General features: G+C 73.4%; 20 protein-coding genes. 9 read left to right on the top strand and 11 right to left on the bottom strand.

Annotation, left to right across the window (positions count from 1 at the left end; translation table 11 throughout):
• Window positions 1-70: 70 nt before the first annotated feature.
• From ACLBXO_RS04840 to ACLBXO_RS04820, 5 genes are all read left to right on the top strand, one after another.
• On the top strand, window positions 71-526 hold the full coding sequence (locus tag ACLBXO_RS04840; RefSeq protein ID WP_103984994.1) for a (2Fe-2S)-binding protein: 456 nt from the start codon (window positions 71-73) through the stop codon (window positions 524-526).
• Between the two features lie 72 nt (window positions 527-598).
• Window positions 599-2,794, top strand: a complete 2,196-nt coding sequence (locus tag ACLBXO_RS04835) for a xanthine dehydrogenase family protein molybdopterin-binding subunit (RefSeq protein WP_331313739.1) — start codon at window positions 599-601, stop codon at window positions 2,792-2,794.
• 137 nt (window positions 2,795-2,931) lie between these two features.
• Complete coding sequence (locus tag ACLBXO_RS04830) at window positions 2,932-3,549, top strand: uracil-DNA glycosylase family protein (RefSeq protein WP_447684652.1); 618 nt, start codon at window positions 2,932-2,934, stop codon at window positions 3,547-3,549.
• Between the two features lie 70 nt (window positions 3,550-3,619).
• Window positions 3,620-4,312: an orotidine-5'-phosphate decarboxylase gene (gene pyrF, locus ACLBXO_RS04825; RefSeq protein WP_331313741.1), complete on the top strand. Its 693-nt coding sequence runs from the start codon at window positions 3,620-3,622 to the stop codon at window positions 4,310-4,312.
• Window positions 4,313-4,375: 63 nt separating this feature from the next.
• Window positions 4,376-4,720: a DUF1330 domain-containing protein gene (locus ACLBXO_RS04820; RefSeq protein ID WP_043346068.1), complete on the top strand. Its 345-nt coding sequence runs from the start codon at window positions 4,376-4,378 to the stop codon at window positions 4,718-4,720.
• Between the two features lie 11 nt (window positions 4,721-4,731).
• Here the strand turns inward: ACLBXO_RS04820 and ACLBXO_RS04815 are convergent, their stop codons facing one another.
• The gene (locus ACLBXO_RS04815) at window positions 4,732-5,361 is read right to left on the bottom strand and encodes a TetR/AcrR family transcriptional regulator (RefSeq protein WP_331313742.1); all 630 of its coding nucleotides are present in this window, start codon (window positions 5,359-5,361) and stop codon (window positions 4,732-4,734) included.
• A gap of 152 nt (window positions 5,362-5,513) precedes the next feature.
• On the opposite strand from ACLBXO_RS04815, the gene ACLBXO_RS04810 reads away from it, so the two are divergent.
• Window positions 5,514-6,284: an SDR family NAD(P)-dependent oxidoreductase gene (locus ACLBXO_RS04810; protein WP_331313743.1), complete on the top strand. Its 771-nt coding sequence runs from the start codon at window positions 5,514-5,516 to the stop codon at window positions 6,282-6,284.
• A 91-nt stretch (window positions 6,285-6,375) separates the two neighbouring features.
• Here ACLBXO_RS04810 and ACLBXO_RS04805 read toward each other — a convergent pair whose 3' ends face one another.
• The 9 genes from ACLBXO_RS04805 to ACLBXO_RS04765 form a co-directional block, all read right to left on the bottom strand.
• Complete coding sequence (locus tag ACLBXO_RS04805; RefSeq protein WP_012318739.1) at window positions 6,376-6,573, bottom strand: hypothetical protein; 198 nt, start codon at window positions 6,571-6,573, stop codon at window positions 6,376-6,378.
• Between the two features lie 203 nt (window positions 6,574-6,776).
• Window positions 6,777-7,421 carry a cysteine hydrolase family protein gene (locus ACLBXO_RS04800; RefSeq protein ID WP_447684651.1) on the bottom strand — a complete coding sequence of 215 codons (645 nt, stop codon included), beginning with the start codon at window positions 7,419-7,421 and terminating at the stop codon, window positions 6,777-6,779.
• A gap of 108 nt (window positions 7,422-7,529) precedes the next feature.
• Window positions 7,530-8,039 carry a ferritin-like domain-containing protein gene (locus ACLBXO_RS04795; protein ID WP_331313745.1) on the bottom strand — a complete coding sequence of 170 codons (510 nt, stop codon included), beginning with the start codon at window positions 8,037-8,039 and terminating at the stop codon, window positions 7,530-7,532.
• 345 nt (window positions 8,040-8,384) lie between these two features.
• Complete coding sequence (locus ACLBXO_RS04790) at window positions 8,385-8,984, bottom strand: PAS domain-containing protein (RefSeq protein ID WP_331313746.1); 600 nt, start codon at window positions 8,982-8,984, stop codon at window positions 8,385-8,387.
• A 571-nt stretch (window positions 8,985-9,555) separates the two neighbouring features.
• The gene (locus ACLBXO_RS04785) at window positions 9,556-10,425 is read right to left on the bottom strand and encodes an ABC transporter permease subunit (RefSeq protein WP_447684650.1); all 870 of its coding nucleotides are present in this window, start codon (window positions 10,423-10,425) and stop codon (window positions 9,556-9,558) included.
• Window positions 10,422-11,213: a taurine ABC transporter ATP-binding protein gene (locus ACLBXO_RS04780; RefSeq protein ID WP_447684649.1), complete on the bottom strand. Its 792-nt coding sequence runs from the start codon at window positions 11,211-11,213 to the stop codon at window positions 10,422-10,424. The genes ACLBXO_RS04785 and ACLBXO_RS04780 overlap by 4 nt, the downstream gene beginning before the upstream one ends.
• 23 nt (window positions 11,214-11,236) lie before the next feature.
• Window positions 11,237-12,262 (bottom strand): taurine ABC transporter substrate-binding protein, encoded by a 1,026-nt coding sequence (gene tauA / locus ACLBXO_RS04775; RefSeq protein ID WP_331313747.1) that lies wholly within the window; start codon window positions 12,260-12,262, stop codon window positions 11,237-11,239.
• A gap of 202 nt (window positions 12,263-12,464) precedes the next feature.
• Complete coding sequence (locus ACLBXO_RS04770; RefSeq protein WP_447684648.1) at window positions 12,465-15,932, bottom strand: PAS domain S-box protein; 3,468 nt, start codon at window positions 15,930-15,932, stop codon at window positions 12,465-12,467.
• Between the two features lie 200 nt (window positions 15,933-16,132).
• Window positions 16,133-16,678, bottom strand: coding sequence for a TetR/AcrR family transcriptional regulator (locus ACLBXO_RS04765; RefSeq protein ID WP_331313750.1), 546 nt, complete (start codon window positions 16,676-16,678; stop codon window positions 16,133-16,135).
• A 136-nt stretch (window positions 16,679-16,814) separates the two neighbouring features.
• Here ACLBXO_RS04765 and ACLBXO_RS04760 point away from each other — a divergent pair, with 136 nt between their 5' ends.
• A complete protein-coding gene (locus tag ACLBXO_RS04760; protein ID WP_331313751.1) occupies window positions 16,815-17,378 on the top strand; it encodes a sugar O-acetyltransferase in 564 nt (187 codons plus the stop codon).
• Between the two features lie 283 nt (window positions 17,379-17,661).
• On the opposite strand, the gene ACLBXO_RS04755 is transcribed toward ACLBXO_RS04760, so the two are convergent.
• Entirely contained in the window at window positions 17,662-19,314 is a 1,653-nt protein-coding gene (locus tag ACLBXO_RS04755; RefSeq protein ID WP_331313752.1) for a hypothetical protein, read from the bottom strand.
• Window positions 19,315-19,905: 591 nt separating this feature from the next.
• Between ACLBXO_RS04755 and ACLBXO_RS04750 the strand changes: the two genes are divergently transcribed.
• Window positions 19,906-20,184 (top strand): hypothetical protein, encoded by a 279-nt coding sequence (locus ACLBXO_RS04750; RefSeq protein ID WP_447684647.1) that lies wholly within the window; start codon window positions 19,906-19,908, stop codon window positions 20,182-20,184.
• Window positions 20,185-20,346: 162 nt separating this feature from the next.
• Window positions 20,347-20,664, top strand: a complete 318-nt coding sequence (locus ACLBXO_RS04745; RefSeq protein ID WP_331294265.1) for a hypothetical protein — start codon at window positions 20,347-20,349, stop codon at window positions 20,662-20,664.
• Window positions 20,665-20,684 lie beyond the last annotated feature (20 nt).

Genomic DNA, 20,684 nt, shown 5'->3' with positions numbered 1-20,684 from the left:
TTGCCCGAGCGCGGCCGCACGCCGCGATCCGGGGCGCCCGGACACGCGCGTCGAGAGAGGGTCGCCGACCATGCCGAATCTGACCGTCAACGGCGTCGCGCACGCGATCGACGCCGATCCCGACATGCCCCTGCTCTGGGTCCTGCGCGACCGGCTCGACGCCACCGGCACCAAGTACGGCTGCGGCATCGCGCAGTGCGGCGCCTGCACGGTCCATCTCGACGGCCAGCCGGTCCGCGCCTGCCAGACGCGCCTGGGCGATGTCGGCACCGCGCAGGTCACCACCATCGAGGGCGTGTCGGGCCGGGTGGCCGAGGCCGTCCAGGCGGCTTGGCGCAAGCTCGACGTGGTCCAGTGCGGCTACTGCCAGTCCGGCCAGATCATGTCGGCCATCGGCCTGCTCTCGGGCAACGCCAAGCCGACCGACGCCGACATCGACGGCGCCATGGACGGCAACATCTGCCGCTGCGGCACGTATCAGCGCATCCGCGCGGCGATTCACGAAGCCGCGCGCAGCCTCGCCTGATCCGTCCCGGCGCCCACCTTCCTCTGCCCCTCGCCCGCCCCGCCCCGCGGTCCCGACCGGAGCCTCGCCGCCATGCTGAACGCCCGTCGACCGAGCCCCCTGCCCGCCCGTCCCAGCCGCCGCGGCCTGCTGGCCGGCGCCGGCGCCCTCGTGGTCGCGTTCCGGCTCGACCCGAAACCCGCCCGCGCCGCGCCCGGCCCGAACCTCGCCGACGTGAAGGCGCAGCCCAACGCCTTCGTGCGGATCGGCGCGGACGACACCGTCACGGTGGTGATCAAGCACCTCGACATGGGCCAAGGGAACACGACGGGGCTCGCCACGATCCTGGCCGACGAGCTCGGCGCCGACTGGCGACACGTCCGGACCGAGTTCGCGCCCGCGGACGCGGCGCTCTACAACAACACCCTGATGGGCCCGATCCAGGGCACCGGCGGCTCGACCGCGGTGGCCAATTCCTGGTTCCAGCTGCGCAAGGCGGGCGCGGCCGCCCGCGAGATGCTGATGGCCGAGGCCGCCTTCCGCTGGAAGGTGCCGGTCTCCGAGATCACGGTCGCCGACAGTCTCGTGCGCCACGCCCCGTCCGGCCGGCAGGCCCGGTTCGGCGAGCTCGCCCTCTCGGCCGCCTCCCTGCCGGTGCCCTCCGAGCCGCGGCTCAAGGATCCGAGCGAGTGGACGCTGATCGGCGCGAAGGTGCCGCGCCTCGATTCCGTCGCCAAGACGAACGGCACGGCGGTCTACTCCCTCGACATTCGCCGCCCGAACCAGGTCACGGCCGTCGTGGCGCGGGCGCCGCGCTTCGGCGCCACCGTGAAGAGCTTCGACGCCGCGGCCGCCCGGAAGGTCGCGGGCGTCCTCGACGTGGTGCAGGTGCCGACCGGCGTGGCGGTGATCGCCCGCGACACGTGGTCGGCCATGAAGGGCCGCGAGGCGCTGACCGTCGCCTGGGACGACAGCGCCGCCGAGACCCGCTCGTCCGACGCGATCCTGGCCGAGTACCGGGAGCGGGCCAAGGGCCCGGGCCTGACGGCGTCCGAGCGCGGCGACCCGCGGGCGGCGCTGAAGGGCGCCGCCAAGGTCGTCGAGGCCGAGTTCACCTTCCCCTACCTCGCCCACGCGGCGATGGAGCCCCTGAACGCCACGATCGAGCGGGCGGCCGACGGCGGCTACGACGTCTACGCGGGCTTCCAGTTCCAGACCGTCGAGCAGGCGACGATGGCGGCGATCCTCGGCGTGACGGCCGACCGGGTCCGGCTGCACAGCAACTGGGCCGGCGGCTCCTTCGGCCGCCGGGCGACCCCCACCGCCGACTACCTCGCGGAGGCCGCTGCCGTCTTCAAGGCGTCCGGCGAGAAGGCCCCGGTCCACCTCGTCTGGACCCGCGAGGACGACATGGCCGGCGGCTATTACCGCCCGACCGTGCTCCATAAGGTCCGGGCCGGCATCGACGGCAAGGGCGCGGTGGTCGGCTGGGACCACGTCATGGTCGGCAAGTCGATCATGATCGGCTCGCCCTTCGAGGCGATGATCGTCAAGAACGGCATCGATTCCACCACCGTCGAGGGCGCCTCCGACACGCCCTACGCGCTGCCGGCCTACCGGTTCGGCGTCCACAACGGCCGCGAGGGCGTGCCCGTCCTGTGGTGGCGCTCGGTCGGCCACACCCACACGGCCCACGTGATGGAGGTGATGATCGACGAGCTGGCGCACGCCGCCAGCGTCGATCCGGTCGCCTACCGGCTCTCCCTCCTGACCCAGGCGCCGCGGCTGTCGGGCGTGCTGAAGCTCGCCGCCGACAAGGCCGGCTGGAGCGCCAGGCCGCAGGAGCAGGGCCGCGGCCTCGGGGTGGCGGTCCACGAATCCTTCGGCTCCTACGTCGCCATGGTGGCCGACGTCACGGCGCACGACGCCGCGATCCGGGTGAACCGGATCGTGGCGGCGGTGGATGTCGGCGTTCCGGTCAACCCGGACGTGATCCGCGCGCAGGTCGAGGGCGCGGTGGGCTTCGCCCTGTCGGCGGTGCTGCGCAACCGCATCACCCTCAAGGACGGCCAGGTGCAGGAGCACAATTTCGACGCCTACGAGCCGACCCGGATGAGCGAGATGCCGAAGGTTGAGGTGCACATCGTGCCGAGCCAGGCGGCGCCCACTGGGATCGGCGAGCCGGGCGTGCCCGTGCTCGGGCCGTCGATCGCCAACGCGGTCTTCGCCGCGACCGGCCGGCGCCTGCGCTCCCTGCCCCTCGACCTCTCGGGCGCGAAGGGCGCGTGAGGAAACGCACGTTCCGATCGCGCGGATCGGCGTAGGACGGAGGGGCCTTCCCCCCAAGGCAAGAGACCCGACTGACGACGGCGCGGCGCGACACCGCGCCGTTTCTTTTTCGCGCGCCGCGACGCCATCTCCGGGCCATGCCCGCCTTCGACGACACCGCCGCGCGCCTGCGCGCCTGCCGCCTCTGCCGCGACACGCCGCGCTACGGTCCGCCCCTGCCCCAGGAGCCCCGGCCGATCGTGCAGGGCTCGGCCACGGCCCGCCTGTGCATCGCCAGCCAGGCGCCCGGTACCCGCGCGCACCGCACCGGCCAGCCGTTCACCGACCCGTCCGGCGTGCGGCTGCGATCCTGGCTCGGGCTCGACGAGGCGCGGTTCTACGATCCCGCCCGGGTCGCGATCGTGCCGATGGGGTCGTGCTTCCCCGGGCTCGACGCCAAGGGCGGCGACCGGCCGCCCCGCCGGGAATGCGCCGAGCGCTGGCGGGCGGAGCTCTTCTCCGGCCTGCCGGACCTGGAGCTGATCCTGGTGATCGGCCAGTACGCGCAGGGCTGGCACCTCGGACGGATGACGGGCGGCCTCACCGGGACGGTGCGGCGCTGGCGGGAGATCCTGGCCGAGCCGCGCCGCCCCCGGGTCCTGCCCCTGCCCCACCCGTCCTGGCGCAACACCGGCTGGCTCAAGCGCGAGCCCTGGTTCGAGGCGGAGCTGCTGCCGGTGCTGAAGGCGGAGGTGGCGCGGGTGCTGGCGGGGTGAGGTGGCCGTGCCGGCATTGACGGCGCAGGCGTTCCGCGGGATCGCTGCCGCGACTCCGAAGGACGCGCCGATGACCGAGATTGCCGACCCCCGCGACCGCCTGATCGTGGCCCTCGACCTGCCGAGCGTGCGGGCGGCCGAGGCCCTGATCGACCGGATCGGCGACGCCGCGACCTTCTACAAGATCGGCTACCAGCTGGGCTACGCGGGCGGCCTCGCGCTCGCCGAGCGGCTGGCGGGCCGCGGCCTCAAGGTCTTCCTCGACCTGAAGCTCCACGACATCGGCAACACCGTCGAGGAGGGCGTGCGCTCGGCCTCGGGCTCCGGCGCCACCTTCCTCACCGTCCACGCCTACCCGCAGACCATGCGGGCGGCGGTCCGCGGCCGGGGCGCGGGGCTCAAGATCCTCGCCGTGACGGTGCTGACCTCCTACGACGATGCCGACGCCGCGGAGGCCGGCTACGGCCTGCCGGTGGCGGAGCTCGTCGCCAAGCGCGCCGCCCAGGCGGCCGAGATCGGCATCGACGGCCTCGTCTGCTCGGCCGCCGAGGCGGGCGCGGTCCGGCGCGTCGTCGGCCCGGACCGGCTGATCGTGACCCCGGGGATCCGCCCGGCGGGCGCCGAGGCCGGCGACCAGAAGCGGGTCATGACCCCCGGCGATGCCCGCCGGGCCGGGATCGACCACGTGGTGGTCGGACGCCCGATCACCGGCGCCGCCGACCCCCGCGCGGTGGCGCGGGCGATCGTGGCGGACCTCGCCTGATCCGAGCGGGATTGCCTTCGGGCGGAGCGGTCCCACTTCGCTCCGCAGGGCAGGAGACGCAGCATGACCAAGGGCTACTGGATCGCGCGGGTCGATGTCCGCGACGCGGAGGCCTACAAGGCGTACGTGGCGGCCAACGGCGCGGCCTTCGCCAAGTTCGGCGGCCGCTTCCTCGTGCGCGGCGGCGCCCACGAGGCGGTGATGGGCCCGGCCCGGTCCCGCAACGTGGTGATCGAGTTCCCGAGCTACGCCGACGCCCTCGCCTGCTGGAACTCCGACCTCTACCAGGCCGCCAAGGCCAAGCAGCGCGGCGGCGTCGAGGCCGAGATCCTGGTGATCGAGGGTTATGACGGCCCGCAGCCCAGCGCCTCCGAGCCGGCGCCGGAGGCGGGACCGGCCTCCGAGTAGGCCGCCGCGCGCTACGACAGCGGCCCGCGCGGCGCGAGGCTCCGCAGCAGGAACGCCGTCATCGCCGCCATGGGCGGCACCGGCTGGAGGGTGGAGCAGCCCACCAGCAGCGGGTGGGTGTAGCGGGCGATGGCGACGTGGACGCAGGCGGCCGCCTCGGCGGGGTCGGCCGCCTCGAACTCGCCCCGCGCCACCCCGTCCCGGATGATTCGCTCGAACCCGGCGGTGATCCGGGCCACGTGGTGGCGGCAGACGTCCCAGCTCTCCGCCATCGCCGCCTCGATCATCTCGTGCAGGCGGGGAAACGTCTCGCAGCGCCGGGTACAGTCGCGATGCAGGGCCTCGATCGCCGCCGCGAGGCGCGCGGTGGCGTCGAGGCCCGGCCGGTCGGCGATGCCGAGGATCACCGCCTCGCTCTCGCCGATCAGCCGCTCCAGCACCGCCTCGTTGATCGCCTTCTTCGACTCGAAGAAGCGGTAGACGTTGGCCGGGCTCATCTTCAGCGTCCGGGCGATGTCGGCCACGGTCGTCTTCTGGTAGCCGATCTCGCGGAAATACGTGCCCGCCGTCGCGAGGATGCGGCTGCGCGTGTCGGGCGCGCACTCCTCCGCGAGCGAGCGGGTCGTATCTTCCAGGGACATGCGTCCTCACTAGGCCATGCGGCGGCGGGGCGTCAAAGACGCGGGCCCGGGTCGGGTTCCCCTGCGGCGGCTGCGCGCGCAAGGAACCGGTCCGGGCGACACCCATTGCCCAGGCACCCCGCCGCGACGGCGGCGCCAGCGAGAGATCCGCGATGCGCTTCACCGACACCCGCGCCCTGGTGACCGGGGCCGATTCCGGCATCGGGCAGGCGACCGCGGAACTGCTCGCCCGCGCGGGCGCCGACGTGGCCATCACCTACCACAGCGACGCCGAGGGCATCCGGGAGACCGCCGCGCGGGTCGAGGCCGCGGGCCGGCGGGCGCTGGTGCTCCAGCTCGACGTCGGCGACCCGGCCGCGGTCACGGCGGCCTTCGACCGCATCGGCAGCGAGTTCGGCACCCTCGACATCCTCGTGGCCAATGCCGGGCAGGCCATGAGCGGGATGCCGGTCGCCGAGATGGACGACGCGGTGCTGGAGCGGATCCTGCGGGTGAACCTCATGGGGCCGCTGTTCTGCGCCCGCCCGTTCATCCGGATGCGCCGGGCCCAGGGCGGCAACGGCAAGATCGTGTTCGTCTCCTCCGTGGCCCAGCACCTGCCGACGCCGGAGAGCGCCCCCTACGGCATGTCGAAGGCCGGGCTCGGCTCCCTCTGCCGGTCCCTGTCGCGCGAACTCGCGGCGGACCGGATCAACGTCAACAACGTCGCCCCGGGCCTGATCGAGACGCCGATGACCGCCGACCGCTTCGAGAAGCCGGAGGTTCTCGACCAGTCCCTGGAGCGGATCCCGTGGCACCGGGCCGGCCAGCCGGAGGAGATCGCCCGGGCGATCCTCTACCTCGCCTCGGAGGAGGCCGCCTACGTCACCGGCCACACCCTGGTGGTCGACGGCGGCCTGACGATGCAGTGGGGCGGCGCCTGAGCGGCGCCCGGAACGACGAAGCGCGGCGCGGGGGTCACGCCCGGCGCCGCGTCGAAGGCTCTGCGATGTGCGGTTCGCGCGTGACCGCGCCTCAGGAGCCGAACTGCGAGCCCAGGCGCTCGAGGTACTCGGCCAGATCGACGCCCCCGACGCGCTTGCCGTAGTCGAAGCGCATGCCCTGGCGGATGTCGACGCTGGCATCCCGCGTGGTCAGGGTGAAGGGACGGACGCAGACCCAGGCCCCGTCGCGGCGGTGCTCGAAGTAGCCGAGGATCTCGTGCTTGGCCATAACCTTTCCTCCGGAACCCAGTTCAGGAACATAACGGTCGTGCCGGCCGTCGGTTCATGGGGCGCGACTGTTTTTCGCGTGCGTGCGCGCACGGATCGAGTGTTCGTGAACCGGGAAGGCCGGCGGGGCCGGGTGGAGATCTCGCCTGAGCTTGGCCATTACAGGACGAATGTTCCGGCCCGGAGGGCGGGCGCGCGGCCGGCTCACCGCCAGCGGTCGAGGATCTCGGCGGTCGTCATCGTCTCGACCTGGTGGCCGTAGCGCATCCGGTACATCAGCAGGAGGGCGTCGTGCGCCTCGTCGCAGGAGCTGCACAGGGCGTCGGTGGCCAGCACGATCCGGTAGCCGAGATCGACCCCGCCGAGCACCGCGGCCAGCACGCAGACATCCGTCTCGGCGCCGGTGACGATCAGCGTCTCGACGCCCCGCGCCCGCAGGCGCGCGTCGAGGCCGGTCCCCAGCCAGGGCGAGTAGACGGTCTTGTCGACGATCTCGGCGGGCGGAGCCAGCCGGGCGAGGTCCGGGACGAGGTCGACCAGGCCCGGGTCGAGGCGCTCCCGGGTCATGCCGGCCCAGCGCCGCGAGTAGGTCGCCCAGGTGCCGCGCCCCTCCCCCGGCCGGGCGGCCGGGATGAAGCGGGTGAAGACGGTCCGCTCCGGACGCGCCGCCGCGAGGCGGCAGACATGGGGCAGGACGCGGTTCATCCACGGCGTCTGCCAGTCGGTGGGCTCGGCGAACATGCGCTGCATGTCCACGCAGAGGTGGACGCAGTCCGGCCCCAGGGCTCCGCCGGAGGATCCCGGCTCCGGCCGGGGGCTGTCCGTCGAGGGGCGGGTTCCGGTATCCATGGGCGCGCGATCAGGCCGGGCGAGCGTGGCTCGGGAGGGATTGAAGGGGGACGCGGGGGCCGTCCCCGCCCCGTCCCCGCCCCGTTTCGGGGCCGGGACGGGGGGACTTCAGCGGTCGGCCTTGGCGCCGGACACCGTCAGGGAGAGGTAGCGCTCGGTGGTCGGGCGGATCAGCTTGCGCACCGCCTCCGCCATGGCCTGCTCCTCCTTCAGCGACTGCTCGAACGCCGTCCGGTGGCCCTGCTGGCCGGCGGCGTCGCCGATGGTGAGCAGCGACTCGTAGGCGGCGATCTCGAAGTTCTCGAAGGCGTGGTTGGCGTAGGTGTTCTTCAGGATCTCGTCCTGGGCCGGCGTGTGGCCCAGCGCCATCATGTTGCCGACGAAGCCCAGGAAGCCCTCCTTGAGGGCCGAGGGGCTGTCGCCCAGGCTCTGCAGAGCCTCCTCCAGCCGGTGGCGCTGCCCGTGCGTCTCCTCGATGTGGCGGCGCAGGGCCTGCTCCATCTCGGGGTAGCGCTCCAGGCGCTCGACCTGCCGCTCCATGATCTGCAGCGCCTGCATCTCCACAGCATGGGTGTTCTTCAGGGCCGTGACGTAGATCTCGCGGGCGTCCATGGTCATGGCGTTCACCTCTAGGCGGTTGCGAGCCCGGGGCTCATTCAACCGGCAAACACGGGTGCCGCGCGGCCAAGTTCCGGTCGGAAGGTCGCAGGCGCCGGGTCGCCCGGTGCGGCCCCGGTGCGGCCCCGGCGCGTGACCGAGGAGGGGCGGCGTCGGTGCAGGAAGGCGGGCCCGGCCCGGAACAGCGGCGCGCCGTGAGCGCCGGTCCCGGCCGGGTCGGCGCGACGAGACCATCGCCCAGACGGGGCGCGGGCTGCCCAACGACACCGGCCGGCCGGTGGAGGTCGACGAAGCCGAGGCGGCGCGCATCGAGCGGAAGATCCGCGGCCTCTAGCGGCGCCCCGCTCAGTGCAGGGCGCCGCTGCGCTCGGCGCGCTGGCGCTCCGCGAGGCGCTTGCCGATCTCGAGGAGCAGCGTCTCGGTCAGCGCCACCAGGGCCGTGTCGCCGAGCACGGAGACGGTGTTGTGCAGCGACAGGCAGAGGTCGGCGGTGCGGTTGAGGGCGTCGTCGATCGTGTCCCCGTCGCGCTCCGCGAAGGCCGCGCCGGCCGACTTGCTGTCCGAGATCTCGACGATCACGCCCCGTCCGGTGGTGGGCCGCCCGTTCGGGTCCAGGTAGAAGTGCCCGCGGGTGAACAGCCACCGCAGCCGCCCCTCCGGCGAGCAGACGCGGTACTCCGCCGTGTAGGAGCCGCCGGTCCGGACGCAGTCCAGGATGACCTGCGAGATGTGGGGCTGATCGTCCGGGTGGACGGCCTTCAGGAGTTCGGCCAGGCTGACCCCGGCCCGCGACCGGGCCGGACTGATGTTGAACAGCAGGGCACTCACCGGATCGGCCCGCGCCTCGTCCCGAAGGATGTCCCACATCCAGAAGCCGACGCCGCCGGAGGCCTCGAGCGCCGCGACGAGCGCCGCCTCGGATACGACGTCGTCCGCGTGGTCCATCCGAGACATCCCCGATCTCACCGCAACCAGTGGCGATGCTGCGCGACGATCATCATCCTGCGGTATTCACTTTATAGTAATATAATTGTTCGTAAAGATCTTGTATTCAAATATATGTGTTGTCTCTCCCGGCCCGGATCGCCTGCCCTAGGCTTTCATCAGCGTTGAGCGGAGGAGCCGGAGAGAATTTTCTTCTGTCCGGTGCGGCGACGCCCGGATCCTTCCACTGGCCGGCACCTGAACTGCCCGGGCAGGAGCGGTGCCGAGGCCGATCCGAACCAGGCCGTGCGCGCGTTGCCCCCCGACGGACCCGGGGCGCGATTCGTCAGCGCATCAAATGAGGGCGACCGGCGAGCGGGCCGACGCGATCAGGACGGGTTGGTTCTGCCGACCTCCACGTCCGCTGCCTGGTGGGCCCCACATCTTGTCGGGACGCGGACGTGGATGCGGGGCCGGCCGGTTCCTCGGACGCGCAAAGCCTCCGCGCGGCACCGTCCGCCCCCACGCCGTGAACGCGCCGCGAGAGCGGGTTCGGACGTCCCGGCGGCCCGCGGAGGAATGACCCGCGGCGCTAGTGTCTGCCTTTCCAGGGCACCAGCACGCGCTCCAGGGCCCGCATCGCGAGCTCGAACAGGCCCGCGAACAGGCCGATCACCAGGATGCCCATCAGCACCACGTCGGTGCGCAGGAAGTTGGAGGCGTTGAGGACGAGCTGGCCGAGCCCGGCCTGGGCCGCCACCATCTCGGCGGCCACCAGGGTGGTCCAGCCCACGCCCATGCCGATCCGCAGGCCGATCAGGATCTCCGGCAGCGCCGCCGGGAAGACCACGTGGCGCAGGACCTGCCAACGGCTCGCCCCGAGGGCGCGCGCCGCGTTGATCTGGTCGACCGAGGCGGAGCGCACCCCCGCCCGCGCGGCGAGCGCCACCGGGGCGAGGCAGGCGAGGAAGATCAGCAGCACCTTCGACAGCTCGCCGATCCCGAACCAGATGATCATCAGCGGCAGGTAGGCGAGCGGCGGCAGCGGCCGGTAGAACTCGATCGGCGGGTCGAGGATGCCCCGGGCGATCCGGCTCGTGCCCATGGCGAGCCCGACCGGGATGCCCACCAGGGCGGCGAGGCCGAAGGCGCCGAGGACGCGCAGCAGGCTGTCGCCGATGTGGAGCCCGAGCGGGGCGCCGTCGATCTCCCCGCGCCAGGCCTGACCGAAGGCCGCCAGGACCGCCTCCGGCGGCGGCAGGAACAGCGGCTTCACCCAGCCGGAGCGGGTGGCGACCAGCCAGAGGCCGAGGGCTCCCAGCACCGTGGCGGCGCTGACCGCCGGCACCAGGATCCCGCCGCGTCGGCGGGCTCCGGGCCGCGCCCGCGGGACCGCCGCCGAGGCCGGGACCGGGACCGTAGCCGGGTCCGCCTCCGGCGCGGCGCGGGGCAGGCCGCTCATCGGACGGCCTCGGGCGCCGCGCCGGCGCCGCCGCGGATGCGCGCGAGCACGCGCTCGCGCACGGCGATGAAGGCGGGGTCCGACTTCACGGCCCGCGTGTCGCGGCCGCCGACGGCGGCCCGGGAGAAGGGCAGGTCCAGCGTCTCGACGACCCGGCCGGGCCGCGGGCTCATGATCACCAGCCGGGTGGCGAGGAACACCGCCTCCTCGACGTCGTGGGTGATGAAGAAGGCCATCTTGCCGGTCCGGTGCCAGATCCGGAGGATCAGCTCCTGGATCTGCTCGCGTGTGAAGGCGTCCAGCGCGCCGAGCGGCTCGTCCATCAGCAGGGCGCGCGGGTCTCCGGCGAGCGCCCGGGCGAGGCCGACCCGCTGCTGCATCCCGCCGGAGAGTTCGTGGACCTTCCGGTCGGCGCAGTCGGCCAGGCCGACGAGGTCGAGCATCGCCAGGGCGATCCGCCGCCGCTCCGCCCGGGGCGCGCCCCGCATCCGCGGCCCGAAGGCCACGTTCTCGGCGACGTCCAGCCACGGCATCAGGGCGTGGCGCTGGAACACCACGCCCCGCTCGGCCCCGGGCCCCCGGACCGGCTCCCCGTCGAGGAGGACGCGGCCCTCGGTCGGCGCCAGGAACCCCGCGATCGCCGAGAGCAGGGTGGTCTTGCCGCAGCCCGAGGCGCCGAGCGCCACGACGAACTCCCCGGGACCGATGGTCAGGTCGATCCCCGACAGCGCGGCGACCGCGTCGGCGCCCTCGCCGTAGCGGACGCTCAGGTTGCGGATCTCGATCATGGGCCCTCCGGTCCGGGGACAGGCTATTTCCGGGCCGCGTCCACGACCTCCGTCGTGACGAACCGACCGTAATCGGGCGCCAGCGCCTGCACGCGCCCCTGCGCCTTCAGGAACGCGGCGGTCTCGGTCAGGGCCTTGGCGGCCCCGCTGCCGAGCCAGGCCGGGGAGGCCTGCGCCTCCAGGGTCGGGAACCGGTAGGCCGCGAGGCTCGCCGGCACCTCCGCGGGCGCCGAGCCGCTGATCCGGGCCACCGCCGCCACTTCCGGCGCGTCGGCGCTCCAGGGCCTGGCGGCGTAGGCCGCGTCCTGGGCGGCGATCAGCCGGACGAGCGTCACCAGGAAGTCCCGGTTCCGCGCCGCCCAGGCCCGGTCGACCACGAGGCCGTCGAAGGTCGCCTTGCCCCGGCGGGCGAGGTCGCCGGCCGAGACCACCACGGTGCCGGACTTCTTCACCCGGGCGAGCACCGGGTCCCAGATGAAGGTCGCGTCGATGTCGCCGCGCTCCCAGGCGGCGGCGATCTCGGGCGGGCGCATGTTGAGGATCCGGACATCGGCCTGCGTCAGCCCGGCCTCCGCCAGGGCGGCGATCAGCTGATAGTGGGCGGTCGACACGAACGGCACCGCGATCGTCTTGCCGCGCAGGTCGGCCACGCCCGTCACGCCGCTGCCGGCGCGGGCCACGAGCTGCTCGGCGTCGGCGATCTCGTCGAGGATCCAGAACAGCTGGATGTCGAGCCCCTGCGAGGCGGCCGCCGCGATCGGGCTCGACCCCGCCTCGCCGATCTGGACGCTGCCCGAGGCCATGGCGCGGATCACGTCGCCGCCGCCGCCGAACTTGCGCCAGTGGACCGTGTAGCCGGTCGCCTTCTCGATCGCCCCGGAGGCCATCAGGGCGCGGAACGGCACCACCATGTCCTGGTGGGCGAAGGTGACCTCCCGGTCGGCCGCGCGGGCGGGGCCGGGCGCCGGCGCGCCGAGAACCAGGGCGGCCAGGGCGGCCAGCGCGACGGCGCGGCGGTGCGGACCGGCAGATGTACCGGCAGATGTCATGAGATGTCCCCCTCTCCGGCCGGCCCGGCGCGGAGGCGACTCGGGCGGCCGGGGATGAGGTTCGGCCAGGCTCGGCGTCGAAGGCAAGGGCCCGGGCCGGAACATCGTCCCTCGCCGCCGGGGTCCGGGAGAGGAACGTGTCGGCGTGCGGAACACCGGGGCCCGGCCTGCGACGGGGCCGCCAGCCGGGCGGCGCCCCCGCTCAGGCCGCGCGCAGCACCGCGATCTCGTCGATCGTGGCGGCCGCCTGAGCCCGGAGCGTGGACAGCAGCGCGGTGACGTCGTCGCCCGCGCGGCAGGCCGTCTCGAAGGTCCGGCAGGTCGCGGCGAGATCCACGAAGCCGATCATGCTGGCCGCCGACACCATGGCGTGCGCGTCGCCCGTCAGCCGCGCCCGGTCGCCGACGGGCGCCCCCGGCCCGAACCGCTCGGCGAGCTCCTTCGCCAGCATCGCCAGGAGATCGCCCATCCGCGTCTGGCCGACCATCGCGGTCATCTCGTCCAGGATGGCCCGGTCGATCGTGCCCGCGCGGCGCGGCGGCGCGGCGCGGGGGGCCGCCCAGCGGTCGATCGCGGCGAGCAGCGCGTCCGCGCGGAACGGCTTGCCGATATGGTCGTCGAGCCCGGCGGCGCGCAGCTCGGCCACCTGCTGCGGCAGGACGTTCGCCGTCATCGCGAGGATCGGCAGCCGGCCGGGGGCGCCGCCCAGGGCGCGGATCCGCCGGGTCGCCGCGATGCCGTCCATCACGGGCATCTGCACGTCCATCAGCACGAGGTCGTAGGACCGTGCCTGGACGGCCGCCACCGCGGCGACCCCGTCGGCCACCACGTCCACGGCGTGCCCGGCGCGCTCCAGGATCATCCGGGCGAGGTCCTGGTTGAGCGGCACGTCCTCGGCCAGGAGGAGGCGGCGGCCGGTCGCGCGCGCGATCGCCGCGTCCGGCGCGGTCTCGCGGGCCGGTGGGCCGGCGGCGGGCAGGTCGGCCTCGAACCAGAAGGTCGAGCCGTGCCCGACCGTGCTCGCGACGCCGATCGTGCCGCCCATCAGCGTGACGAGGGATTTCGAGATGGCGAGCCCCAGCCCGGTGCCGCCGTACTCGCGGCTGATCGAGCCGTCGACCTGCGAGAAGCGCCGGAACAGGCGGCCGCACTTGTCGGTCGGGATGCCGATGCCGGTGTCGCGGACGGCGAAGCGCAGCCGCGTCCCGCCCGTCGCGCGGGCGGCGTCCGGGCTGACCCGGACCGACAGCTCGATGCCGCCCGACGCGGTGAACTTCACCGCGTTGTTGAGCAGGTTGAGCAGGATCTGCCGGAGGCGGTCCTCGTCGCCCTCGACCCAGTCGGGCAGGCCCGGGCCCTGGGCGACCGTGAGGGCGAGCCCCTTGCCCGCCGCGAGGGGGCGCACGATCGACACCGCGTTGTCGATCAGCGCCTCCAGGGCGAAGGGCCGGGGCACGATCTCGATCTGCCCGGCCTCGACCTTCGAGAAGTCGAGGACGTCGTTGACCACCGTCAGGAGCGCGGCCCCGGCGGTGCGGATGCGCTCGGCGTTCCGGCGCGCCGCCGGGCCGAGATCCGTCCCGTCGAGGAGCAGGTCGGCGTAGCCGATCACCCCGTTGAGCGGCGTGCGGATCTCGTGGCTCATGGCGGCGAGGAACTCGCTCTTGGCCGCGCTCGCCCGCTCCGCCTCCAGGCACGCGGCGTCGGCCGCCGCCTTGGCGGCGAGGAGCGCCGCCTCGGCGGCCTTGCGGGCGGTGACGTCGATGTTGAGGCCGATCATCCGCCGCGCCTGCCCGGGCGCGCCGCGCCCGACGCCGTTGATCCAGCGCACGCCCCCGTCCGCGGTGGGGACCCGGAACTCGATCGAGAAGGTCTCCCCCGCGGCCGCGGCCGCCGCGGCGATCTGGATCGCCCGCTCGCCGTCGGCGCGGTCGATCAGGGCGAGCCAGTCCCGGGTGTCGAGGCTGTGGTTCCGGTCGGTCTCGATGCCGTGGAGCCGCGCGCTCTCGGGGGACCACTCGATCCGGCCGCTGTCGAGGTCGAGGTGCCACGTCCCGGCATGGGCGGCCTGCTGGGCGAGGTGCAGCAGGCTGCTGGCAGCTTCCACCGCGCGCCGGGCGGTCACGATCTCGTCGATGTCGAGGGCGGTGCCGAGCATGCCCACCATGCTCTCGCCCTGCCAGATCGGCAGGAGCACGATCTTGTGCCAGCGGTAGGGGCCGTCGTGCCGCTGCAGGCGGCCCTCGACCTCGTAGGGCGCGCGGCGGGCGGGGGCCTCCGACCACAGCCGCTCCATCCGCTCCGCGTCGTCGGGATGGGTCCGGGCGATCCGCGCGGCGCGCGTCGGGCCGATCGGGCCGTAGTAATCCTCGAAGCGCCGGTTGACGTAGGAGGCGTCGCCGGTCTCGATGCTGGCGATCCAGACGAGCTGCGGCAGCGCGTCGGCCAGGGCACGGTAGCGGGCCTCGCTCAACCGCAGGGCGTCCTCCGCGGCCTTGCGGGCGCTCACGTCGCGCAGGGTGGCGACGTAGCCGTCCGGGGCACCGGTCGCCCGGTCGTGGGTCAGGCTGAACGAGATCTCCAGCCAGACCCAGTGCCCGTCCCGGTGCCGGTAGCGCTGGGAGGTCAGGGCGCGGGACGCGCGGCCGCCGGTGAGGTCGTCGAGGAGGCGGCGGTACGCGCCGACCTCGTCGGGATGGACGAAGTCGAGGGGGTGGGTGCCGATCAGGTCCTGCGGGTCGTAGCCCAGGACGGCGCGCACCGCCGGCGAGACGTAGCGGCGGCGGGCGGTCAGGTCGGACCAGATGATGATGTCGGTGGCGTTCTCGGCCAGCAGCCGGTAGCGGCGCTCGCTCTCCTCCAGAACCTGCTCGGCGATCCGGCTCTGGGTCACGTCGCCGAAGGTCAGGACCGTGCCGCCGTCCGGCAGGGCCGCGCACCGGACCTCGAGGATCAGGCCGCCGGGCAGGCGCCAGTCGAACAGCGGCGGCAGCGCGCCGCGCGCGCCCGGCCCGAGGCCCGGATCGGACCCGGCCTCCGCGAAATCGCCGCGGGCCCGCTGGTAGGCGTGGATGTCCGGGAGGGCGACGCCGGCCCGGAGGACGTCGGCTGGCAGTTCGAGGAGGTCCGCGGCGCGCCGGTTGAACGCGCGCACACGCCGGTCGGCATCGAGGACGACGAGACCCTGGTCCATGCTGTCCAGCGTGCCGCGCAGGATCATGTCGGTCTCGCGCGCCCGCCGCTCCGACTGCACGAGGTCGGTCACGTCGAGGATGAGGCCGTGCAGTGCGAGGAGCGCGCCGTCGGGCCCGAACTCGGGCAGGCCCTGGATGATCGCGTCCCGCACGGTCCCGTCCGGGCGGACGAAGCGGGCCCGCGCCTGGTAGGGGATGGCCGGCCGGTTTCCCTCCAGGATTCCATCGAGACGCGCGACCAGGGTGGCGCGATCGTCCGGATGATAGCAGGCGACGTGCTCGACGAGCGGCAGGTCGCACGCGCCGGGCGTCCCGAGCAGCCGCGCGAGGTTCGCCGACCGGGTCACCCGGCGGGTGCGCGGATCGAGCCGCCACTGTCCGAACCCGGGTGCCCCGTCCCAGGGGGCAGGCTCGCCCGCGGCCTGGAGCACGGCGGGATCCGGCGGCGCGGCCGGGCGGGTCGCGTCAGTCTGCATCGGTCCCTGGGGATCCCCAACGCCGGCGCGGACCGCGCCCGGGCGCGCCGGCGGCGCGCATCGGGTCGAACCTGCTCGCGCGATGGTTGCGAATTCCTTGCCGGCACCGTGCGGCATTCGGCGCCTGCCCCCCCGGCGATCACGATCGCTCGAGGGTCCGGCGCGCCGTGGCCGCCTCCGCGATGCCGGGACAGGCGGGCCTACCGCACCAGCCGCTCCACGATCGCCCGCACCTGCGCCCGATCGGCCGGCTGCGGATCGACCGAGCGGTGGATCGTCAAGCCCTCGATCATCGCGTCGAGGGCCTTGGCGGTCTCCGGCGCGAAGTGCCGCCCCAGGGCGGCCCGGCTCTTGGCCATCCAGCCCTGCATGACCCGGCGCAGCGCCGGGTTCCGGGCCGCGAAGGCGTAGAGTTCGTAGCTCAGCAGCATCGTGCGCGGGCTCGCCCAGAGGTCGCTCACGATCAGGTCGACGACCGCCTCGCAGGCCTCGTCGAGGGTCGCGGCCGTGGCCAGCCGATCGGCGAAGCGCGCCGAGACCGTGTCGGCGAGCCCGGTGAACGCCTCCGTCAGCAGCGCGTCGAGGCTGTCGAAGTGGTAGGTCATGGAGCCGAGCGGCACGTCGGCCGCCGCCGCGACCCGGCGGTGGGTCGTGCCGGCGACGCCGTGCTCGGCGACGACGTCGAGGGTCGCCTGGAGGATGCGCGCCCGGCGATCCGGGTCGAAGCGGCGCTGGGCGGCGGGCAAGGACTCCTCCTCGGATCCGGTTCAGGGCTCTCGGCTCGTGACGCGCGCGGCCCCGATGTGTACATCTGTACGCATGGCCGGGGCCCGCGGCGCCGGGCCGGCGGCGGTTCGATGCCGCCGGAGCGAGATCCTCACCATGAAGACAGAGATCATGAAGACCCAGAAGCAGAAGATGCTGGCCGGCGAGCTGTACTGCGCCGACGACCCGGAACTGGCCGCCGACAACCGGCGCATCTCGGAATGGATGGATCGGTATAACGCCACGCAGACGCGGAGCCAGCCCGAGCGGCAGGCTCTCCTGGAGGAGGCCTTCGCGCGCGTCGGCCCGGGCTGCAACATCCGGCCGCCGTTCCACTGCGACTACGGCTACAACATCAGCCTGGGCCGCGGCGTGTTCCTGAACTTCGGGTGCAGCATCCTCGACGTGATGTCGGTGACGATCGGCGATCTGACGCAGATCGGCACGGCCGTGCAGATCCTGACCCCCGATCACCCGCGCGACCCGGCGCAGCGCCGGCAGATGCTGGAATTCGCCCGCCCGGTGGTGATCGGCGCCAATGTCTGGATCGGCAGCGGCGCGATCATCCTGCCGGGGGTCACGATCGGGGACGACGCGATCGTCGGGGCTGGCAGCGTGGTGACGCGCGACATCCCGGCCGGCGCCACCGTGGTGGGGAACCCGGCCCGGCCGCGGCCGTGAGAGGATGAGGGCGCGCGGGGGCGTGCTGCGTGGGGTGCCTGCTGCCCGACCGCGTCGGCGCCGGGGCCGGCGCCGAGCGCGCCGTGTCTCCGTGCGGGCCGGATCTGCCGCGACCGGACCGTCGATTGGGCGGGCCGATGCCGGGATCGCGCCGCCGGGATCGCGCTGCCGGCACCGGACTGCCGGCACCGGCCCTACCGCGCCAGCCCAGCGGTCCGGCGCGGCCCGGCTCCTCGCGCGCCGTGCCGGAGCGGCCGCGGTCGGGCGCCGGGCGGAGGCGGGGTCAGTCCTTCCGAGCCGGCGCCGCCGTCTCGCCGAAGCCGAAATCGGCCATCCGGTAGGAGAGCTGCGCGAAGCCGCCGTAGCGGCCGGTCTCAAACTTCATCGGGCTGGGCGCCAGGAACGGGAAGGCCGTCGTGTGCGCCCTGTCAGCCTGGAGCTGCCAGTACCGGCCGCCGACACCGACGCTGACGGACGGCGTCAGGTCGTACGCGATGATCCCCTCCAGGAAGTAGCCGTCGCCGTGGCCGGCTTCCGGCCCCGGATTGATGTCGGGCCGCAGCCAGTGCCGGTCGACGCCGCTGAGGCTCACGACCGGCAGGTAGGCGCCCTCCAGGCTGACCCGGACCCGATCGAACCGCGCCTCGCCGATGACGCCGACGCGCAGCGCGTTCCACTGCATGCTCTCGCCCAGCGTCTTCATGCCGGTCGGGTACGATCTGGCGCAGGGCGTCCCGCCCGCCACCTGGCGGCAGCCGTAGCCGTTATACAGTTCGGAGGCGAACTGGTATCCGATGAAGCCGCCGAGCTTGTACCCGTCCCGGCGCAGCAGGTCGTAGCCGAGATCGACCACGCCGTAGCCGACGTCGCCGTCCTTGATCGGCGACAGCGTCTTCGAGTAGCGGCGCAGGGCGGGCGGGAAGTCCTCGTCGGCCAGGCGTCCGCCCGTGACGCCGCCCGTCCCGAGGAAGCCCTTGGCGAACAGGCCGGTGGGATTGTGCTCGATCCGGGCGAAGCTCTCGCCGGCATGGGCCTGGGCGTTGGCGTAGGTCAGGCGCGAATTGAGCTGGCCCGGCGCGTCGGGGTCGCCGAGCTTCTCGCGCGGTGTCCCGGCGCTGAAGACGTAGCGCAGGCCGCCCTCGAAATCCCAGGTCGCCGGGCCTGCCGACGCGACCGGCGGCAGGTCGGGCAGCCCGGCTCCGAACCGGTAATTGAGGCCGACGCGGGCCAGGAAGCCGTCCGTCGCGACCCGCGTGCCGGCGTGGTAGCCGGTCAGCACGGGGTACGACGGAGCCGGGAGGACCGCCCGGGAGCCGAGATCGTAGTAGAGGCCCTCGACCTTGGCGGAGAGGTGCTCGCTGAAGGCGTGCTCGAGGCCGGCGCCGGCCACGTAGCCCAGGCGCACCGCGCCCTGGCGCCCGTCGAACAGCGGGAAACCGGCCAGCGACAGGTTGTTCTCGGTCCGGACCGTGCCCGCGGCGAGGCCGCCCGTGGCGTAGACGAGGGTGCGATCGACGGCGAAGCCGATCCGGCCGCGCAGGGTGGCGAGCTCGTCCAGCCGCTGGCCGGAATGGGCGACGCTGCGGCGATAGAAGCCGCCGCCCACGGCCGGAAAGGCGCCCTCGCGGCGCTCGTAGCCCCACAGCCGGGTGAATTGGTAATCCGCGGCGGCGCCGGCGACGAAGCCGGAATTCACCTGCCAATCGTAGCCGACCTCGGCGCCGCCGACGAAGCTCCCGTCCGAGGCCCGCTTCGATGGAATGACCGGGCAGTTCCGGGCTCCGGGCTGCCCGTCCGGACCTGTGCAGACGAACTGCGTGGCGCGGTCGAGGGCGCCGTAGCCGGCGAACAGGCCGGCATGCGCGCCGGTCCAGGAGAAGACCGGCAGCGCGGCCGGCGCCGCCGGAAGCGGCCGCCGCGGAAGATCCGCCGCCATCGCGGTCTGCGACAGCAGGCAGAAGAGAAGACCAGGACCCGAGATCCGATACATGAGAAATCCCCCGTCGTGCGTAATCGAAGGCGCCGACGTCATCGTCTCGTTGTCGCTGAGCGTGCGATGCTTGACATCAAACGTCCGCCGATTGCGCGCCGTCACCGCGGTGCGCCGGTATGGCTAAGGTAAAGTGCCCCGATTCTGAAGATCGGGAGTTCCGCAGATCGAGATGACGACGGATCTGGCGACTTATTGCAGGGTCCTTTGATCGTTACCCGATCAACTATTCGGGTGGCGACAGCGAAATCGGGAAAGTCATACTGCGATCTTCGGCGAAGAATAGTGATCGCGACTTGTCCGATCTTTCGTGCGGATCGACCTGACTCTGCCGGCGCATGGTGCATTCGTGCATCACCGGGTCCGCCCCTTCGGTGGCCGGCCCCGGCTCGGCGGCACGACCGGACCGGCGCGATCCGCGGAACCATCCGAGCGGTCCGTGCCTTCCTGGGCGGGGCCGCGGGCGGATCGGGTCCGGCCGCGAGCCCCCTGGAAACGCCCGCCCGTCTTGCCGGGCGGCGAGAGAGGAAACCTCACGTGCGTTCAACGATCATCACCGCCGCCCTGCTGGCGGTCCTCGGCTCGGCCGTCGCGATCCCGGCCTCCGCCGCGCCGATCGGCCCCGGCACCGGCGTGTCGGCGCCCGCCGACATGGTCTCGACGGTCCAGATGGATCCGGTGGAGCGCCACATGATGCGCCGTCGCATGGAGCGCCGGATGATGCGCCACCGGATGGAGCGCCACATGATGCATCGGGAGATGCGCCGCGAGATGCGCCACCGCGCGATGCGCCGCGAGATGATGCGCCGCATGTGACGCGCGTCCGCGCCGGGGTGGCGATCGCCCCGGCGCCGGCCGCGGACGACCCGCGCTCCGGGGCCGCGCGGGGTCAGGGCCGGCCGTTGCCGGCACGTCCGAGGCGATCGAACCATCCGCGCCCCGACGCGTTTCTGGCCACCGAAAGGGAGGATTGGTACGATGAAGGCGATTCTGGCAGCGGCCGCGGTGAGCCTCGGCATTCTGGGCGTGGTCGGCCCGGTCTCCGCGCAGCCGCGCCCCGACTACGACGATTACGGCGGCCGCGGCTACCGCGACCGCGGCGATTACGAGTACCGGGACCGCGGCTACCGCGACCGGGACGATTACCGCGGCCGCGCCAATTACGGGTTCGACGAGCGCGAGTACCTGCGCTGCAACCCGGATGTCCGCCGCGCGGTCGCGAACGGCCAGATGGAATCGGGTGCCGCCCACTACCGGGTGTTCGGGCGCCGCGAGGGCCGGCGGCTGAGCTGCTGACCGGTTCCCGCCCGGGCGCG

It is taken from the genome of Methylobacterium sp. C33D (assembly GCF_053345825.1).
This window is presented reverse-complemented; position numbering and strand designations above follow the sequence as displayed.